The organism is Acidovorax sp. SUPP2539 (assembly GCF_030158975.1).
Classification (GTDB): Bacteria; Pseudomonadota; Gammaproteobacteria; order Burkholderiales; family Burkholderiaceae_C; genus Paracidovorax.
The window spans coordinates 264,126-281,276 of sequence record NZ_BQXJ01000005.1 but is presented as its reverse complement, the minus strand read 5'-3'; the positions used below and the strand labels follow the sequence as shown (position 1 = coordinate 281,276).

At 63.3% G+C, this 17,151-nt stretch carries 18 protein-coding genes and 2 tRNA genes; 3 read left to right on the top strand and 17 right to left on the bottom strand.

Annotation, left to right across the window (positions count from 1 at the left end; translation table 11 throughout):
* Positions 1-51: 51 nt before the first annotated feature.
* Together AVTE2539_RS19020 and AVTE2539_RS19015 are read left to right on the top strand one after the other, a co-directional pair.
* The gene (locus AVTE2539_RS19020) at positions 52-2,091 is read left to right on the top strand and encodes a M3 family metallopeptidase (RefSeq protein ID WP_284413001.1); all 2,040 of its coding nucleotides are present in this window, start codon (positions 52-54) and stop codon (positions 2,089-2,091) included.
* 44 nt (positions 2,092-2,135) lie between these two features.
* Positions 2,136-2,771, top strand: a complete 636-nt coding sequence (locus AVTE2539_RS19015; RefSeq protein WP_284412999.1) for a glutaredoxin domain-containing protein — start codon at positions 2,136-2,138, stop codon at positions 2,769-2,771.
* A 114-nt stretch (positions 2,772-2,885) separates the two neighbouring features.
* On the opposite strand, the gene rpiA is transcribed toward AVTE2539_RS19015, so the two are convergent.
* Positions 2,886-3,575, bottom strand: coding sequence for a ribose-5-phosphate isomerase RpiA (rpiA, locus tag AVTE2539_RS19010; protein ID WP_284412996.1), 690 nt, complete (start codon positions 3,573-3,575; stop codon positions 2,886-2,888).
* 36 nt (positions 3,576-3,611) lie between these two features.
* Between rpiA and AVTE2539_RS19005 the strand changes: the two genes are divergently transcribed.
* Complete coding sequence (locus tag AVTE2539_RS19005) at positions 3,612-4,682, top strand: quinone-dependent dihydroorotate dehydrogenase (RefSeq protein WP_284412995.1); 1,071 nt, start codon at positions 3,612-3,614, stop codon at positions 4,680-4,682.
* Positions 4,683-4,761: 79 nt separating this feature from the next.
* Here the strand turns inward: AVTE2539_RS19005 and AVTE2539_RS19000 are convergent, their stop codons facing one another.
* The 16 genes from AVTE2539_RS19000 to uvrB form a co-directional block, all read right to left on the bottom strand.
* On the bottom strand, positions 4,762-5,046 hold the full coding sequence (locus AVTE2539_RS19000) for a hypothetical protein (protein WP_284412994.1): 285 nt from the start codon (positions 5,044-5,046) through the stop codon (positions 4,762-4,764).
* A gap of 37 nt (positions 5,047-5,083) precedes the next feature.
* Positions 5,084-5,479 carry a phage holin family protein gene (locus AVTE2539_RS18995; RefSeq protein WP_284404019.1) on the bottom strand — a complete coding sequence of 132 codons (396 nt, stop codon included), beginning with the start codon at positions 5,477-5,479 and terminating at the stop codon, positions 5,084-5,086.
* Positions 5,480-5,522: 43 nt separating this feature from the next.
* A complete protein-coding gene (locus tag AVTE2539_RS18990; RefSeq protein ID WP_272553263.1) occupies positions 5,523-5,831 on the bottom strand; it encodes an ElaB/YgaM/YqjD family protein in 309 nt (102 codons plus the stop codon).
* Between the two features lie 124 nt (positions 5,832-5,955).
* A complete protein-coding gene (locus tag AVTE2539_RS18985) occupies positions 5,956-7,059 on the bottom strand; it encodes an NAD(P)/FAD-dependent oxidoreductase (protein ID WP_284412992.1) in 1,104 nt (367 codons plus the stop codon).
* Positions 7,056-8,111 (bottom strand): histone deacetylase family protein, encoded by a 1,056-nt coding sequence (locus tag AVTE2539_RS18980; protein WP_284413252.1) that lies wholly within the window; start codon positions 8,109-8,111, stop codon positions 7,056-7,058. The genes AVTE2539_RS18985 and AVTE2539_RS18980 overlap by 4 nt, the downstream gene beginning before the upstream one ends.
* Positions 8,112-8,257: 146 nt before the next feature.
* Positions 8,258-8,332, bottom strand: a tRNA-Val gene (locus tag AVTE2539_RS18975).
* Between the two features lie 43 nt (positions 8,333-8,375).
* Positions 8,376-8,450, bottom strand: a tRNA-Val gene (locus AVTE2539_RS18970).
* 25 nt (positions 8,451-8,475) lie between these two features.
* Entirely contained in the window at positions 8,476-9,204 is a 729-nt protein-coding gene (gene dnaQ, locus AVTE2539_RS18965) for a DNA polymerase III subunit epsilon (RefSeq protein ID WP_284412991.1), read from the bottom strand.
* Positions 9,204-9,542 carry an ISC system 2Fe-2S type ferredoxin gene (gene fdx / locus AVTE2539_RS18960; RefSeq protein ID WP_284412990.1) on the bottom strand — a complete coding sequence of 113 codons (339 nt, stop codon included), beginning with the start codon at positions 9,540-9,542 and terminating at the stop codon, positions 9,204-9,206. Before fdx ends, dnaQ begins: the two co-directional genes overlap by 1 nt.
* Positions 9,543-9,558: 16 nt before the next feature.
* Positions 9,559-11,430 (bottom strand): Fe-S protein assembly chaperone HscA, encoded by a 1,872-nt coding sequence (hscA, locus tag AVTE2539_RS18955; protein ID WP_284412988.1) that lies wholly within the window; start codon positions 11,428-11,430, stop codon positions 9,559-9,561.
* Between the two features lie 81 nt (positions 11,431-11,511).
* Entirely contained in the window at positions 11,512-12,030 is a 519-nt protein-coding gene (gene hscB, locus AVTE2539_RS18950; RefSeq protein WP_284412986.1) for a Fe-S protein assembly co-chaperone HscB, read from the bottom strand.
* A gap of 66 nt (positions 12,031-12,096) precedes the next feature.
* Positions 12,097-12,420 carry an iron-sulfur cluster assembly protein IscA gene (iscA, locus tag AVTE2539_RS18945; RefSeq protein WP_092739252.1) on the bottom strand — a complete coding sequence of 108 codons (324 nt, stop codon included), beginning with the start codon at positions 12,418-12,420 and terminating at the stop codon, positions 12,097-12,099.
* 15 nt (positions 12,421-12,435) lie between these two features.
* Entirely contained in the window at positions 12,436-12,834 is a 399-nt protein-coding gene (gene iscU / locus AVTE2539_RS18940) for a Fe-S cluster assembly scaffold IscU (RefSeq protein ID WP_272553075.1), read from the bottom strand.
* A 34-nt stretch (positions 12,835-12,868) separates the two neighbouring features.
* The gene (locus AVTE2539_RS18935; protein WP_284404008.1) at positions 12,869-14,089 is read right to left on the bottom strand and encodes an IscS subfamily cysteine desulfurase; all 1,221 of its coding nucleotides are present in this window, start codon (positions 14,087-14,089) and stop codon (positions 12,869-12,871) included.
* Between the two features lie 87 nt (positions 14,090-14,176).
* Entirely contained in the window at positions 14,177-14,713 is a 537-nt protein-coding gene (gene iscR / locus AVTE2539_RS18930) for a Fe-S cluster assembly transcriptional regulator IscR (protein WP_092739258.1), read from the bottom strand.
* A 251-nt stretch (positions 14,714-14,964) separates the two neighbouring features.
* Positions 14,965-17,046 (bottom strand): excinuclease ABC subunit UvrB, encoded by a 2,082-nt coding sequence (gene uvrB / locus AVTE2539_RS18925; protein WP_284412983.1) that lies wholly within the window; start codon positions 17,044-17,046, stop codon positions 14,965-14,967.
* Positions 17,047-17,151: the final 105 nt, after the last annotated feature.

Here is a 17,151-nt window from a genome sequence, read left to right as displayed (position 1 = left end):
TGCTGCCACGGCCGGCTTGAACCTGACCCATCCAACGCCATCTATCCGCGCATGAGCAATCCCCTCCTCGCCCCCTCCGACCTCCCCCTGTTCGACCGCATCCAGCCCAGCGACGTGGCTCCGGCGGTCGATGTGCTGCTGCAACGTGCGAGCGCGGCACTGGAAACCGTCACGGCGCCCGACTTTCCGGCGCGATGGGAATCGATTGCCCAGGTGCTGGATGTCGCGACCGAAGCGCTGGGGCGCTCCTGGGGCGCGGTGAGCCACCTCAACAGCGTGGCCGACACCCCCGAACTGCGCGCGGCCTACAACGAGGCCCTGCCCCGCGTCACCGAGTTCTGGACCCGCCTGGGCGCCGATGAACGCCTGTACGCCAAGTACAAGGCCATCGATCCGCAGACGCTGAACACCGAGCAGCGCCAGGCCTTGCGCAACGCCGTGCGCAACTTCGTGCTGTCGGGCGCCGAGCTGCAGGGCCCGGCGCGCGAACGATTCGCGCAAATCCAGGAACGCCAGGCGGAACTCAGCCAGAAGTTCAGCGAAAACGCGCTCGACGCCACCGACGCCTTCGCCTACTACGCCCGGGAAGACGAGCTCGACGGGCTGCCCCAAGACGTTAAGCAGGCCGCACTGGCCGCCGCGCAAGCCGAGGGCAAGGCCGGCTACAAGCTCACCCTCAAGATGCCTTGCTACCTGCCGGTGATGCAGTTCGCCCGCAGCAGCGCCTTGCGCGAAACGCTGTACCGCGCCTATGTCACCCGCGCCTCGGACCAGGCCGAAGGCGATGCCAAACGCTTCGACAACAGCGCCCTCATCAGCGAGATCCTCGCACTGCGCAAAGAAGAGGCGCAACTGCTGGGCTACGCCAATTTCGGCGAGGTGTCGGTCGTCGCCAAGATGGCCGACTCGCCCCAGGAGGTGATCGACTTCCTGCGTGACCTGGCCCGCCGTGCCCGGCCCTACGCCGAAAAAGACGTCGCCGACATGCGCGAGTTCGCCGCGAAGGATCTCGGCATTGCCGATCCGCAGGCCTGGGACTGGCCCTACATCTCCGAGAAGCTCAAGGAAGCGCGCTACGCCTTCAGCGAGCAGGAGGTCAAACAGTATTTCACCGCGCCCAAGGCTCTGGCCGGCCTGTTCAAGATCGTTGAGACGCTGTTCGAAGTGGCCATTCGCCGCGACAGCGCACCCGTCTGGAACCCGGCCGTGGAGTTCTACCGCATCGAGCGCGGCACGGAGCTCGTGGGCCAGTTCTACCTGGACCAGCCAGCGCGCAACGGCAAACGCGGCGGCGCCTGGATGGACGATGTGCGCACCCGCTGGCTGCGCCCCGACACGGGCAAACTGCAAACGCCCGTGGCGCACCTGGTGTGCAACTTCGCCGAAGGCGTGAACGGTGCGCCGCCGCTGCTGACCCATGACGACGTCATCACGCTGTTCCACGAGTTCGGCCACGGCCTGCACCACATGCTCACCCAGATCAACGAGCGCGATGTCTCGGGCATCAGCGGCGTCGAATGGGATGCGGTCGAGTTGCCCAGCCAGTTCATGGAAAACTTCTGCTGGGAGTGGGACGTGCTCAAGCACATGACCGCCCATGTGGAAACTGGCGAGCCGCTGCCGCGCGCGCTGTTCGACAAGATGATCGCGGCGAAGAATTTCCAGAGCGGCATGGGCACGCTGCGGCAGATCGAATTCGCACTGTTCGACATGCTGCTGCACACCTCGCACGACCCGTCGCAGGACTTCATGCCCCTTCTGGCCCAGGTCCGCAGCGAGGTGTCGGTGCTGACGCCGCCGGCCTTCAGCCGCACCGCCCACACCTTCAGCCACATCTTCGCAGGCGGGTATGCCGCAGGCTACTACAGCTACAAATGGGCCGAAGTGCTCAGCGCGGACGCTTACGCCGCGTTCGAGGAGACGGCCGGCGCGGACGGCCTGCCCAGCGCCGAGACCGGGCGCCGCTACCGCCAGGCCATTCTGGAAGCGGGCGGCAGCCGCCCGGCCATGGAGTCGTTCAAGGCGTTCCGCGGCCGCGCGCCCAGCCTGGATGCGCTGCTGCGCCACCAGGGCATGGCCGGCAACGCCTGACCCCGATCGATACCCCGAGACCGTTCCCTTTGGAGTCCTACGACATGAAGCAACCGCTCCTTGCCCTCGCGCTGGCTTCGACCTTCCTGGCCGTGACTGCTCTGCCCGCCCAGGCACAGCAGGTGTACCGCATCGTCGGCCCTGATGGAAAAGTGACCTTCTCGGACCGCGCGCCCGATGCCAAGACGCCGCCGGCCCAAGTGGGCGGCGGCCGTGCCAGCGGCCCGGCCCTGCCTTATGAACTGCAGCAGGTCGCCACCCGTTTTCCGGTCACGCTCTACACCGGCAATGACTGCGCGCCTTGCGTGAGCGCGCGCAACCTGCTGGTGAACCGCGGCGTACCATTCACCGAACGCACGGTGAACACCGAAGAAGATGCCGATGCGCTCAAGCGCCTCAGCGGCTCGACCAACCTGCCGTTCGGCACCATCGGCTCGCAACAGCTCGTCGGCTTTTCGGACAGCGAGTGGATGCAGTACCTCGACGCGGCAGGCTACCCCAAGCAATCGCAGCTGCCGCCGAGCTATCGCCGCGCCCCTGCGGCACCGATGGTCGCCGCCAAGCCGGCAACCCCCGCAGCGGCGGCTGCACCTGCCGCGCCGGCGGAAGCACCACGCCCCGCCGCACCGAGCGGCAATGGTGGCAGAACGCCAAGCAACCCGGCAGGCATCACGTTCTGACGCAACATCCGGCATCGCAGCCCGGTTACGGCGTCAATCCAGCAGATTGCGATACGCCTGCAGCCCATTCGGTACCGGGCCATCAGGCTGACGGCTACCCGGCCCTGAAGGTGTTCAGTACTGAACAGTGCGCACGCCCTGCGCCGTGCCCAGCAGGCACACATGGGCCTTCTGGTGCGCGAACACACCCACGGTCACGACGCCCGGCCATTGGTTCACCTCCGACTCGAAAGCCAGTGGATCGGTGATGCGCAAACCACGCACATCCAGAATGTGCTGCTGGTTGTCCGTCACCAAAGGCGCGCCGTCTTTCTGGCGCAGCGTGGCTTGGCCGCCCAGGGCCGCGAAGCGGCGGGCAATTTGCTGTGCCGCCATGGGAATCACTTCCACGGGCAGCGGAAACTGGCCCAGTGCATCCACCCGCTTCGACTCGTCGGCAATGCACACGAACTGCCGGGCCAGCGCCGCCACGATCTTTTCGCGCGTGAGCGCGGCGCCGCCGCCCTTGACCATGTGGCCCTGACCGTCGATCTCGTCGGCGCCGTCGATGTAAACCGCCAGGGAATCGACTTCGTTCGCATCGAACACGGGAATCCCCAAGGCCTTCAGCCGCTGGGTGCTGGCTTCGGAGCTGGACACGGCACCCCGGATGCGCTCTTTGATGGTGGCCAGGGCAGTGATGAAATGGTTCACCGTGGAGCCGGTGCCGACGCCGACGATCTCGCCGGGCACGACGTATTGCAGGGCCGCCTGGCCGACCAGGGCCTTGAGTTCTTCTTGGGTGAGGGGTGAGGGTGTCGTCATGGGGGAAAATCGGGAGTAGTTCACCGAATTATCCCCATGTCCTTGATCCCCTACGCCCTCGCCCGTCCTCTTCTTTTCGGCATGGATGCCGAAGCCGCCCACGACATGACCATGGACATGCTGTCGCGCGGCCAACGCACGCCCTTGCAATGGGCCTGGTGCAACGACACTGTGGACGACCCCGTGACGCTGGCCGGCCTGACCTTTCCCAACCGGGTCGGGTTGGCCGCGGGCCTCGACAAGAACGCCCGCTGCATCGACGCACTGGGTGCCATGGGCTTTGGTTTTGTAGAGGTTGGCACCGTCACGCCCAAGGGCCAGCCGGGCAACCCCAAGCCACGCATGTTCCGGCTGCCGCAGGCCAACGCGCTCATCAACCGCTTGGGGTTCAACAACGAAGGGCTGGACGCTTTCCTGCACAACGTGCAGCAGGCGCGTTTTCGCACCCAGGCGCGCAAACACCCCATGTTGCTGGGATTGAACATCGGGAAGAACGCCACCACGCCGATCGAGAACGCCACTGCGGACTACTTAACCTGTCTGGACGGCGTCTATCCCCACGCGGACTACGTCACGGTGAACATCAGCTCACCGAACACGCAGAATCTTCGCGCCCTGCAGAGCGATGAAGCCTTGGACGGGCTGCTCGGGGCGATCGCCGAGCGCCGGGAAGCCCTGGCCCAGCGCCATGCCCACGCCCAGGGGACTCCTCGCCGCGTGCCGGTGTTCGTCAAGATCGCCCCCGATCTGGACGCGGCCCAGGTTGAACTGATTGCGGCGACGCTGCAGCGCCACGGGATGGACGGCGTCGTGGCCACCAACACCACAATTGCCCGAGATGCCGTCAAGGGAATGCAGCATGCCGAAGAAACCGGGGGGCTCAGCGGCGCGCCGGTGCTGGAAGCCAGCAATCGGGTGATCCGCCAATTGCGGCAGGCACTGGGGCCGCAATTTCCGATCATCGGCGTGGGCGGCATTCTGAGTGCGGACGACGCGGTGAGCAAGATCAAGGCGGGAGCCGATGTGGTGCAGATCTACACCGGCCTCATCTACCAGGGCCCTTCGCTGGTTCCGCAGGCGGCCCGCGCTATCAAGGCCATGCGCTGAAGCCAATGCAAAAAGGACCCAAGAGGGTCCTTTCGAATGTTTTACGCTTTAAAGGCTACGACGCGTGCGACGCGCGGCCTCAACGCCGCATTTGCATGATCAGCGGCATGGCCAGACTCGCCCACCGAATCAGCCGGGCTGGCCCCGCCACCACCGCCAGTCCGGCCACCACGGCAACGGCGGCGGGATGCGATCGCGCGAAGGCGAGCAGCCGGATGGTGATCGAGGTGTCTGAGTCGGCAGCTTGCCGCTCGTCTTGTGCGGCCTGCACTTGCATGGCCTGGGATCGTGCGGCGCGCCGTGCGCGCACGCGCTGGCGTTGCATGGCGATGCGCTCTAAAACCTTTTGCTGGCGATCGCTCAAAGAAGCGGAGCCATCTTGCGATTTGGAAGTCATGGGTTCAGAGCCTTTCCTTGATATCACGCCAATCCTGGGCCAGCTCTTGCCGCGTCAGCACGAAAGCGTTGCCCGCCTGCTTGGCCACCGAGATCAATCCGATCAAGGCACCGGCCCACAGCACCAGCCAGGTGCCCGCCACCAGCCAGCCCACCATCGTGCGCTGGGGTGAATCCCAAAATTGCACCAGCACGGCGAGTGACGCGAGCACCAGGGTGACGACCGTGAGACCGCCCACGGCAACCACCAGCATGACCATCAAGCCCAAGCGCCGCTTCTGCTCGGCCCATTCGAGCCTCACCAGATCCAGCCGGTCTTCCGCAGCAATGGCCCCTTCGATGACGGCAGCGCGCCATCGCGCAACCCAACCGTCCAATCCCAGAAGTGCCAACCAATTCATGCGAGCCTCTCTTGAGCCATCAGGTCATTGTTTTTAACGGGGATCAGCGGCGAGCCAGCAGGAAGCCGACCAAGGCACCTGCTGCCAGGGCAGCGGTGGCCACACGCCAAGGTTCGTCATGTGCGTATTGGTCAGCGGCGCGGGCGGCTTCCTTGGCTTGGTAGGCGGCATCCTGGGCAGCGCGCACAGCGGAGTCACGCACCGAGTGGATGCCATCGTCCAGGCGCTGGCGCAGTTGCTTGATTTCCGGAACGCTGTCCAGGTCCTTGCTGGACAAAAGGCCACGCAAGTCAGAAACCAGCTTTTCCAGTTCGTTTTGCGCGGAAGAAAGCGTGTTGGATGCAGAAGTCATGAAGAGCCTTTCATAGCATGGAATAAAGGTAATCCGCCCCATACAGCCGGGCTGTAGGCGGATGCCCCATCTTAGTCACACGCTTTACATACGGCCGTAGGCCATGGCCGCTTGGATGAGAAAGTCAGCGGGAGACTTGATCTGCGACATGCTCGCCCAACGCCAGCGCACTGGTAAGGCCTGGCGACTCGATGCCGAACAGCTGGATGAGCCCACCCATACCATGCGTTTCAGGGCCTTGGATGCAAAAGTCCGCTGCGGGCTCGCCCGGCCCGTGGATCTTGGGCCGAATGCCTGCATAGCCAGGCACCAGAGCGCCATCCCGCAGGCCGGGCCAGTACCGGCGAACCTCCGCATAGAACGCCTCGCCGCGCGCAGGATCGACCGACAGGTCGTCGGCCGAGCCCACCCACTCCACGTCGGGACCGAACTTGGCTTGGTGTCCCATGTCCAGTGTCAGGTGCACGCCCAGGCCAGCCGCTTCGGGAACGGGGTAGATCAAGCGGGAAAACGGCGATGCGCCCGTCAGCGTGAAGTAACTGCCCTTTGCGTACCGGGCCGTTGGCACATGGCGCGGATCGAGCCCATGGAACCGCTTGGCCAGATCGGGCGCCTGCAGGCCTGCGGCATTCACCAGCGTGCGGGCACCCAAGCGCGTACCGTCGCTCGCTTCCAAAACGATAGCATCACCCCCTAGTACTGCATGCGCCAGAGGCGAATTCAGTGCCACGATGCCACCCTGGTTCTCCAGATCGCCTTGGAGCGAGAGCATGAAGGCATGGCTGTCCACGATGCCGGTGCTGGGCGACAGCAATGCGGCCACGCATTCCAGCGCGGGCTCCAACGCCCGGGCCTGCTCCCGCGTCAGCCATTGCAGGTCGGTGACGCCATTGGCATGCGCCTTTTGCTGGATGCTTTCCAGCGATGCCCGCTGCTCGTCCGACGTGGCAACGATCAGCTTGCCGCAGCGCCGGTGCGCTATGCCCCTTGCCTCGCAATACGCGTAGAGCATGTCGCGGCCCTGCACGCACAGCCGGGCCTTGAGCGATCCTGGGGGGTAATAGATCCCCGCATGCACCACTTCGCTGTTGCGGGAGCTGGTTCCCGTGCCAATCGCATTGGCGGCTTCGAGCACCAGCACCTCGCGGCCCCGCAGGGCCAGGGCGCGCGCAACGGCCAGGCCCACCACCCCCGCGCCAACGACGACGCAATCCACCGACTCGGTCATGATGACTGCCTGCCTTGCGCTTCGAACCCATCGATCACGTTCACTGCGTTGAGACCCAGCTCTGCGGCGGCATAGCCGCCTTCCAGCACGAACACGGTCGGCAGGTTCAGTTGTGCCAGGCGCTGCCCGATCCGAGAAAAGTCCCGGGATGCCAAAGAGAAGCGCGAGATGGGATCCCCCTCGAACGTATCCAAGCCCAGGGAGACCACCACCGCCTGCGGCCCGTAAGCCAGGATGGCCACGCAGGCCTTTTCCAATGCGGCAAACCATGCGTCGAACCCGGTGCCGGCGGGCAGCGGAAGATTCAGGTTGAAGCCTGCTCCCGCGCCGTGGCCGGTCTCGTCCGCATGGCCCAGATAAAAAGGGTATTCAGTCATTGGGTCGCCATGGATGCTGATGAACAGCACATCCGAACGCTCGTAAAAAATGCTTTGGGTGCCATTGCCGTGGTGGTAGTCCACATCCAGCACCGCCACGCGAGGCATGCCGGAGTTGCGCAGCGTCTGGGCTGCGACGGCCGCATTGTTGAGGAAACAGTAGCCTCCCATGAAGTCCGGCCCCGCATGGTGGCCGGGCGGCCGCGTCACGCAAAACGATGCACCCGCGGCACCGCTGGCCACCGCGGACGCGGCACTGGCAGCCGCGTCCGCGCCCGCCTTGGCCGCGGCCCAGGTGCCTTCGGCCAGCGGAGTCCCGTTGTCCATGGAATACAGGCCATAGCGCGCCGTGAAATTCGCGGGTTCGATGTCCGACCGCAAGGTGCGAACCGGCCACACGGAGGGAAACGGCTGCACAGCGGCATTCGCCGGGTCTTGCGCCAGCCACTGCTGCCACGCGGTCTGCAGGAACGACAGATACCGCTCCGCATGAATTTGCTTCAACACGGCAGCGCTGTCGACATTGGGTGCCAAGAGCGCGTGGCCACACTCTTTCAGACGCTGCTCCACATAATCCTGGCGCGCCGGCTTCTCGAAGCACGGCACCCGTTCGCCGCGAAAGAACTCATGCACCGGGGCATGGGCGTTGTGCAGGGGATTGTGAAAGGTGAGCATCGTCTGGCGGCCTCGGGAATCGAAACCATCGATTGTGGCCGAACGCAGCGCGCCGAACGCGTTGGTGGCGGGCATCCGGCGAGGCCCCATCCATCGCGAAGCAGGCAACAAAAAACCCCTGCAGACAAAGCCTGCAGGGGTTGATGTGGTGGGTGATACATGGATCGAACATGTGACCCCTGCCGTGTGAAGGCAGTGCTCTACCGCTGAGCTAATCACCCATTGAATCAGCCATACACAACGCACTTCTGATTCAAAAAACACTGGTGGGTGATACATGGATCGAACATGTGACCCCTGCCGTGTGAAGGCAGTGCTCTACCGCTGAGCTAATCACCCGTGTTGTCTTGCGACAAGCCCATAATTATTGCACAGCTTTTCCGACCGAAGACTCAATTCGCCAAATTGTTTTTCCACCACTGGCTTTGTCGATATGGGCCAGCGTCTCCTCGTGCAACGACAGTTCCTGTTCGCTGGCGGTGAGCACCTGCAAGACCAGCGCACTCAGATCGATCGGCGCCACACGAATGCCGGACTTGGTGTCGCTCTCTTCGTCAGAGATCAGCAACGGGTCCTGCCCGCGCGTTAGGTTGATGTAGACATCAGCCAGCAGTTCCGCATCCAGCAGCGCGCCGTGCAGCGTGCGGCCGGAATTGTCGACGCCCAGCCGGTCGCATAGGGCATCCAGCGAATTGCGCTTGCCAGGAAACATCTCCTTGGCCATCACCAGCGTGTCGGTCACGCTCTCGACGTACGTCTTGAAGCCCGGGCGGCCCGTCAGTTCCAGCTCCTTGTTGAGGAAGCCCACGTCGAAGGCCGCGTTGTGGATGATGATTTCCGCACCCTGCAGGTACTGCAGGATGTCGTCGGCCATCTCCGCAAACTTCGGCTTGTCCCGCAGGAATTCGTTGCTGATGCCGTGCACCTTGAGCGCGTCTTCATGGCTGTCGCGCCCTGGATTGAAATACAGGTGCAGGTTGTTGCCGGTGAGCTTGCGGTTCAGCAACTCCACGCATCCCAGTTCGATGATGCGGTCGCCGCCTTCGGCCGACAGGCCGGTGGTTTCCGTGTCCAGAACGATCTGACGCGACATCAGTGGTTCTCCTTGGCGTGGTTGATGGTGTACTTGGGGATCTCCACCGTCACGTCGCTCTGGGCAAGAATCGCCTGGCAACTCAGACGCGACTGTGGCTCCAGGCCCCAGGCGCGGTCGAGCAGGTCCTCTTCTTCCTCTTCGGCCTCATTGAGGGACCCTCCCCCGGCACGCACGATCACATGGCAGGTCGTGCAGGCACAACTCATGTCGCAGGCATGCTCGATCTTGATGCCGTTGTCGAGCAAGGCTTCGCAGATCGAGGTACCGGAAGGCGCTGTGATGTCGGCGCCCGCAGGGCAGTACTCGGGATGGGGCAGTATTTTGATGACGGGCATGGGGCTGGATCGTCGTTTAAAGGGTTTGCACGTTCTTGCCGCCAAGGGCCTGCTGGATTCCGCGATTCATGCGGTGCGCCGCGAATGCCTCGGTCCCGTGGGCCAGGGCCTGGGTCGCCGCCTCGATCGCTGCCGCGTCGTCCAGTTCACGCGCCTGCTGCAAGGCCAGCATCAGTGCTTCAATGGTTTCGCGTTCGTCGGTTTCGAGCAGATCGGCATCGGCATCCAGCGCACTGTGGGTGGCCATCAACATGCGATCGGCATCCACCCGCGCCTCGACCAGCGACCGCGCCCGCATGTCCTGCGCGGCCGTTGCAAAGCCTTCTTGCAGCATGCGTGCAATGTGGTCGTCCGACAGGCCGTAGGAAGGCTTGACGTCGACGCGCGCTTCGATGCCACTGCCCTGCTCTTTCGCGCTCACGTTGAGCAGGCCGTCGGCATCGACGGTGAACGTGACCCGGATCCTGGCCGCGCCTGCGGCCATCGGTGGAATGCTGCGCAGCTCGAACCGCGCCAAGCTCCGGCAATCCGCCACCAAATCGCGTTCGCCTTGCACCACATGAATGGCCAGGGCGGTCTGGCCGTCCTTGTACGTGGTGAAGTCCTGCGCCTTGGCGGTGGGAATGGTTTCGTTGCGAGACACGATGCGCTCGACCAGTCCGCCCATGGTTTCGATGCCGAGCGACAAAGGAATCACGTCCAGCAGCAGCATGTCGCCCGATGGATTGTTGCCCGCCAACTGGTTGGCCTGAAGGGCGGCACCCAGTGCGACGACCTCGTCCGGATTCAGGTTGTTCAGTGGTTCCGTTCCGAAGAACGCTTGCACTGCGCGCTGCACTTGCGGCATGCGCGTGGAGCCACCCACCATGACCACGCCTTGCACCTCTTCGGGAGAGAGCTGCGCATCGCGAAGGGTGCGGCGCGCCGCCGCAATTGAACGCTGGGTGAGTGGCGCCGTGGCCGCTTCCAGATCGGCCCGGTGCACGGCGACGTCAATGCTCGCGCCCGATACCTCGGCAACGAAGGCTGCAGTATCGGCAGCGCTGAGCGCCTCTTTGCATGCGCGGGCGGCCAACCGAACGGCGGCCTTGTCTCGGGCGGTGGCAGCCACCAGGCCCTGCTGCTGAAGCACCCAGTCGGCCAGCGCCGCGTCGTAGTCGTCGCCACCCAGAGCCGAGTCGCCTCCCGTGGCGATCACTTCGAACACCCCTTGGGTCAGCCGCAGGATCGACACATCGAACGTACCCCCACCGAGGTCATACACCGCATAGACGCCTTCGCTGGCATTGTCGAGGCCGTAGGCAATGGCGGCGGCAGTCGGCTCGTTGATGAGCCGCAGCAGATTCAAGCCCGCCAAACGCGCTGCGTCCTTGGTGGCTTGGCGCTGCGCATCATCGAAATAAGCCGGGACGGTGATGACCGCACCGAAAATCTCGTCGTCGAAACTGTCTTCGGCACGGAAGCGCAATGTCGCCAGGATCTCCGCGCTGACCTCCACCGCCGACTTGGCGCCGTCCACGGTTTTCAGAGAGACCATGCCACCGCCGCCTTCATCCTGCGCTTCGACAAAGTCGTAGGGGAGCTTTTCGGGATGGGCAATATCCTGCAGGCTGCGCCCCATGAACCGCTTGGCTGAGGCAATGGTATTGCCCGCGTCCTGCGCCTGGGCTGCCACCGCTTCGTAGCCGATCTGGCGACGGCCTTCTGCCAAGTAGCGAACGACAGACGGCAGCAACACACGACCCTGGTTGTCGGGGAGGCACTCGGCCACGCCGTTGCGCACAGCCGCCACCAGGGAATGGGTGGTGCCCAAATCGATGCCCACGGCAATGCGCCGCTGGTGCGGATCGGGGGATTGGCCGGGTTCTGAAATCTGCAAAAGCGCCATGGGGTATTTTTCTAGGTGGGAGGCGGCATGCACTGGCTGCCGCATCCATTCGATCGATCAATCAATCAATAAAGGCAGGCGCTATTGTCCCAGTGCGTCTCTGCGGCGGTCGATATCGTCGGCAAATCGCGCAATGAACATGAGGGCTCTGACTTCGTTCGCGGCGGCAGCGTAGTCGCGCTGCCCATCCAAAAGCTGTTCGCACCGCTGCAGGGCCGTAGCGCGCGCGTCTCGAACGGCCTGGTCCAGCGCATCGAACGAAGAGGGATCCGCCGCGTCGTCAAGCGCCTCGCGCCATTCCATCTGCTGCATCAGAAAATCAGTGGGCATGGCCGTGTTGTCTTCGGCCCGGATCGACGCGCCGCCCAGTTCGCACAAATAGGCCGCGCGCTTGAGGGGGTCCTTGATGCGTTGGTATGCCTCGTTGATGCGCACCGACCATTGCATTGCCAGGCGTTGCGCCGAGGGGCCATGCATGGCAAATCGATCAGGATGGGCTTCGCGCTGCAACTCTTTCCAACGGGCATCCAGGGCCGGGCGATCCTGCGCGAATTGGCGTGGCACGCCGAAGAGTTCGAAGTCGTCGGATTGAAGGTTCATGTCAAGAAAAAAACCGCCAGCACGGAACGCGTTGGCGGTTCACTGCAACCAGCGTGGATAGAAAGGTCAAACCCGGAAGCTCTCTCCGCAGCCACACCGGTCGCGCTCGTTGGGATTGTTGAATTTGAAGCCTTCGTTCAACCCCTCGCGCACGAAATCCAGCTGGGTGCCATCGATGTAGGCCAAGCTCTTGGGATCGATGAGCACCTTCACACCATGGTCTTCGAACACCATGTCTTCCGGGCCCTGCTCGTCCACATACTCCAGCTTGTAAGCCAAACCGGAACAACCCGTCGTCTTCACGCCCAGCCGAACCCCGACGCCCTTGCCGCGACGGGAGAGATAGCGGCTCACATGTCGGGCCGCAGCTTCGGTCAATGTGATCGCCATGTCACCTCGCCCCGTTCAGGCAGCGGCCATAGCGGTGTGCTTGGCCTTGTAGTCTTGCACGGCCGCCTTGATCGCGTCTTCCGCAAGGATGGAGCAATGGATCTTGACCGGAGGCAAGGCCAGTTCCTGCGCAATTTCCGCATTCTTGAGGGCAGCCGCCTCGTCCAGCGTCTTGCCTTTCACCCATTCCGTGACCAGGGACGACGATGCAATCGCCGAACCGCAGCCATACGTCTTGAAGCGGGCATCTTCGATCACACCGGTTTCGGGGTTCACCTTGATCTGCAGCTTCATCACGTCGCCGCAGGCCGGTGCGCCCACCATGCCGGTGCCCACCGAATCATCGCCCTTGTCGAACGATCCCACGTTGCGGGGGTTCTCGTAATGGTCGATCACTTTATCTGAATAAGCCATGATGTTTACCTCTTGAATCTGCTGACCGGCGCCATCAATGCGCGGCCCACTGGATGGCGCTGATGTCAACGCCGTCCTTGTACATTTCCCACAAAGGGCTCAATTCGCGCAGCTTGGCCACGTTGTGGCGGATGGTGGATACCGCGTAGTCGATCTCTTCTTCGGTGGTGAAGCGGCCGATCGTCATGCGCAGGCTACTGTGTGCCAACTCGTCGCTGCGGCCCAGAGCGCGCAGCACGTAGCTGGGTTCCAGGCTGGCGGAAGTGCATGCAGAGCCCGACGACACGGCCAGGCCCTTAATGCCCATGATCAGCGACTCGCCTTCGACGTAGTTGAAGCTGATGTTCAGGTTGTGCGGCACACGGCGCTCCATGTCGCCGTTCACGAACACCTGTTCGATATCGTGCAAACCGTCGAGCAGGCGCTTTTGCAGTGCCTTGGCTTTTGCCAGGTCCTGCGCCATCTCTTCGCGGGCGATGCGGAAAGCCTCGCCCATGCCCACGATCTGATGGGTCGGCAATGTACCGGAACGCATCCCGCGCTCATGCCCGCCGCCGTGCATCTGGGCTTCCAGCCGCACGCGAGGCTTGCGCCGCACATACAGCGCGCCAATGCCCTTGGGGCCATATGTCTTGTGAGACGCCAGGCTCATCAGATCGACAGGCAGCGTCGAAAGATCGATGTCCACCTTGCCCGTGGCTTGCGCAGCATCCACGTGGAAGATGATGCCCTTTTCACGGCACAGAGCACCGATCGCCGGCAGATCCTGGATCACCCCGATTTCGTTGTTCACGAACATGACGCTCAACAGGATGGTGTCTGGGCGAATGGCCGCCTTGAGCACCTCGAAATCGAGCAAGCCGTTTTCCTGCACGTCCAGGTAAGTGACTTCGAAGCCTTGCCGCTCCATCTCACGCATGGTGTCCAGCACTGCCTTGTGCTCGGTCTTCACCGTGATCAGGTGCTTGCCCTTGCCTTTGTAGAACTGCCCTGCACCCTTGATGGCCAGGTTGTTGGACTCGGTGGCTCCGCTCGTCCAGACGATCTCACGCGGGTCCGCATTGATCAGGCGAGCAACTTCCACACGGGCTTTTTCAACGGCCTCTTCCGCCTCCCAACCCCAGGCGTGGCTCCGTGACGCCGGATTGCCGAAATGCTCGCGCAACCATGGGATCATGGCATCCACGACCCTCGGGTCCACTGGCGTGGTGGCACCGTAGTCGAGATAGATGGGAAAGTGGGGGGTCATGTCCATGGCTGGCTCAGTAAGGGGTCTGGCTGGCGAGAGTCAGAAGTCAAAAATCCGGCGTGTGCGACTGCCCGGCCAAAGCCGGGCATCCACTCACGACTTGGCGAACACGTTGCCCAACGCGAAGACCGAGTTGGGTGCATTGACGCGAATTGGCTTCACGACCGGCGTGGTCGAGATAGCGCGGCGCACGACGGGCTTGTCTTCGATCTGAACGCCCTTGGCCAGTTGGTCGTCCACCAGCTTCTGAAGCGTGACCGAGTCCAGAAACTCGACCATGCGCTGGTTGAGCGACGCCCACAACTCATGCGTCATGCAACGGCCGGCTTCGCCCAGACAGTTTTCCTTGCCGCCGCACTGGGTGGCATCGATGGGCTCGTCCACCGAGACGATGATGTCGGCCACGGTGATGTCCGCCGCCTTGCGGGCCAGCGTGTAGCCGCCGCCTGGGCCGCGGGTGGATTCGACCAGTTCGTGCCGGCGCAATTTGCCGAAAAGCTGCTCCAGATAGGAGAGCGAAATTTGTTGCCGCTGGCTGATTGCCGCCAAAGTGACGGGGCCATTGTTCTGGCGCAGGGCCAGATCGATCATGGCAGTGACCGCAAAACGGCCTTTGGTAGTGAGACGCATCGCAAGCTCCTTGTCGTCAGGCTTGTCCGTTATAGAAACGCCCCGAGGCAACATGATTGCCGCCTGAGGCACCGTCTCCGCCCCTAACTCCGTGCACCTCTCGCCTGAAAGCGAAGAGACTTTGGGAGCCCTTCATCGTTGGGCTGTTTTGTTGAGTGTTTCACCCAAGTATAGCACAAATCCCTATTGTTTTTGTCGGGTAACAAAACCCATCAGTCACCTTTTCTCCCCAACCGTCGCTAACTTGGCCGTTACAGAGCCACCTGGTCGCCCCCGGAGGCCCCGAACGCCTGCGATTTCAACTGGCCCAATTGGTCCCGCACACGGGCCGCCTGTTCGAACTCCAGGTTGCGAGCGTGCTCCAGCATGAGCTTTTCCAGCCGCTTGATTTCCCGGGCCACGTCCTTTTCGGACATGTCTTCCACCTGGGCGCGGCGCATCGATTCCTGCTCCAGCCGCTCGGCGTCCTTGCCGGCCTTCTCGCTGTACACCCCGTCGATCAGGTCTCTCACCTGCTTGACGATGCTGCGGGGGGTGATTCCCTTTTCCTCGTTGTGTGCGATCTGCTTGATGCGCCGGCGTTCCGTTTCGCCGATGGCTTTTTTCATGGACTCGGTCACCCGGTCGGCGTAGAGGATGGCCTTGCCGTTCAAATTGCGCGCGGCACGCCCGATGGTCTGGATCAGGCTGCGCTCGGCCCGCAGGAAGCCTTCCTTGTCGGCGTCGAGGATCGCCACCAGCGACACCTCGGGAATGTCCAGCCCCTCTCGCAGCAGGTTGATCCCCACCAGCACGTCGAACGCGCCCAGCCGCAGGTCGCGGATGATTTCCACGCGCTCGACCGTGTCGATGTCCGAGTGCAGGTAGCGCACCTTCACGCCGTTGTCGCTCAGGTAGTCGGTCAACTGCTCGGCCATCCGCTTGGTCAGCGTGGTGATGAGCACGCGCTCGGCCTTGTCCACGCGGATGCGGATCTCCTGCAGCACGTCGTCCACCTGGTGGGTGGCGGGGCGCACTTCGACCTCGGGATCGATCAGCCCGGTGGGGCGTACCACCTGGTCCACCACCTGGCCGGAATGGGTCTTTTCATAGTCGGCCGGTGTCGCGGACACGAAGATCACCTGGCGCATGCGCGTCTCGAATTCCTCGAACTTGAGCGGGCGGTTGTCCAGTGCGGACGGCAGTCGGAAGCCGTACTCGACCAGCGTGGTCTTGCGGGACCGGTCTCCGCTGTACATGGCATTGAGCTGCCCGATCATCTGGTGGCTCTCGTCCAGGAACATGAGCGCATCGCTGGGCAGGTAATCCGTGAGGGTGCTGGGCGGATCGCCCGGCGCAGCGCCCGACAGGTGGCGGGTGTAGTTCTCGATGCCCTTGCAGTGCCCGACTTCGCTGAGCATCTCCAGGTCGAACCGGGTACGCTGCTCCAGCCGCTGCGCTTCCACCAGCTTGCCTTCTGACACGAACTGCCCCAGGCGCTCGGCCAGTTCGAGCTTGATGGTCTCCACCGCCGTCAGCACCTTGTCGCGCGGGGTCACGTAGTGGCTGCTCGGGTACACCGTGAAGCGCGGGATCTTCTGCTTGACGCGGCCGGTGAGCGGGTCGAACAGCTGCAGGCTTTCGATCTCGTCGTCGAACAGCTCGATGCGGATCGCCAGTTCGGAGTGCTCGGCCGGAAACACGTCGATGGTGTCGCCGCGCACGCGGAACTTGCCGCGGCTGAAGTCCTGCTCGTTGCGCTGGTACTGCATGCGGATCAACTGCCCGATCACGTCGCGCTGGCTGAGCTTGTCGCCCACGCGCAGCGTCATCACCATGCGGTGGTAGCTTTCGGGCTCGCCGATGCCGTAGATGGCCGAGACGGTGGCGACGATCACCACATCGCGCCGCTCCATCAGGCTCTTGGTGCACGACAGGCGCATCTGCTCGATGTGCTCGTTGATCGCGGAATCCTTCTCGATGAAGAGATCGCGCTGCGGCACATAGGCTTCGGGCTGGTAATAGTCGTAATAGCTCACGAAATATTCCACGGCGTTCTTCGGGAAAAACTCGCGGAACTCGCTATAGAGCTGGGCGGCCAGGGTCTTGTTGGGCGCGAACACGATGGCCGGACGCCCCATCCGCGCGATCACGTTGGCCATGGTGAACGTCTTGCCGGAGCCGGTCACCCCCAGCAGGGTCTGAAAGACCTCGCCATCCTTGACCCCTTCCACGAGCTTTTCGATGGCCTCGGGCTGGTCGCCCGCGGGGGGATAGGGCTGGTACAGCTCGAACGGCGAGTCCGCGAAGCTGACGAACTGGCCGGTCACGGGTTCGGTGATGACTGGGTGCATGGTGTGGGGGCGGTTCGCTTGCATGGGCCGCTAAAATCGGCGGTTGACCCGAAAGCCTATCGCAGCTTGGGGCGCAACGTCAGTTTTCCAACCTCCAAGGACTAT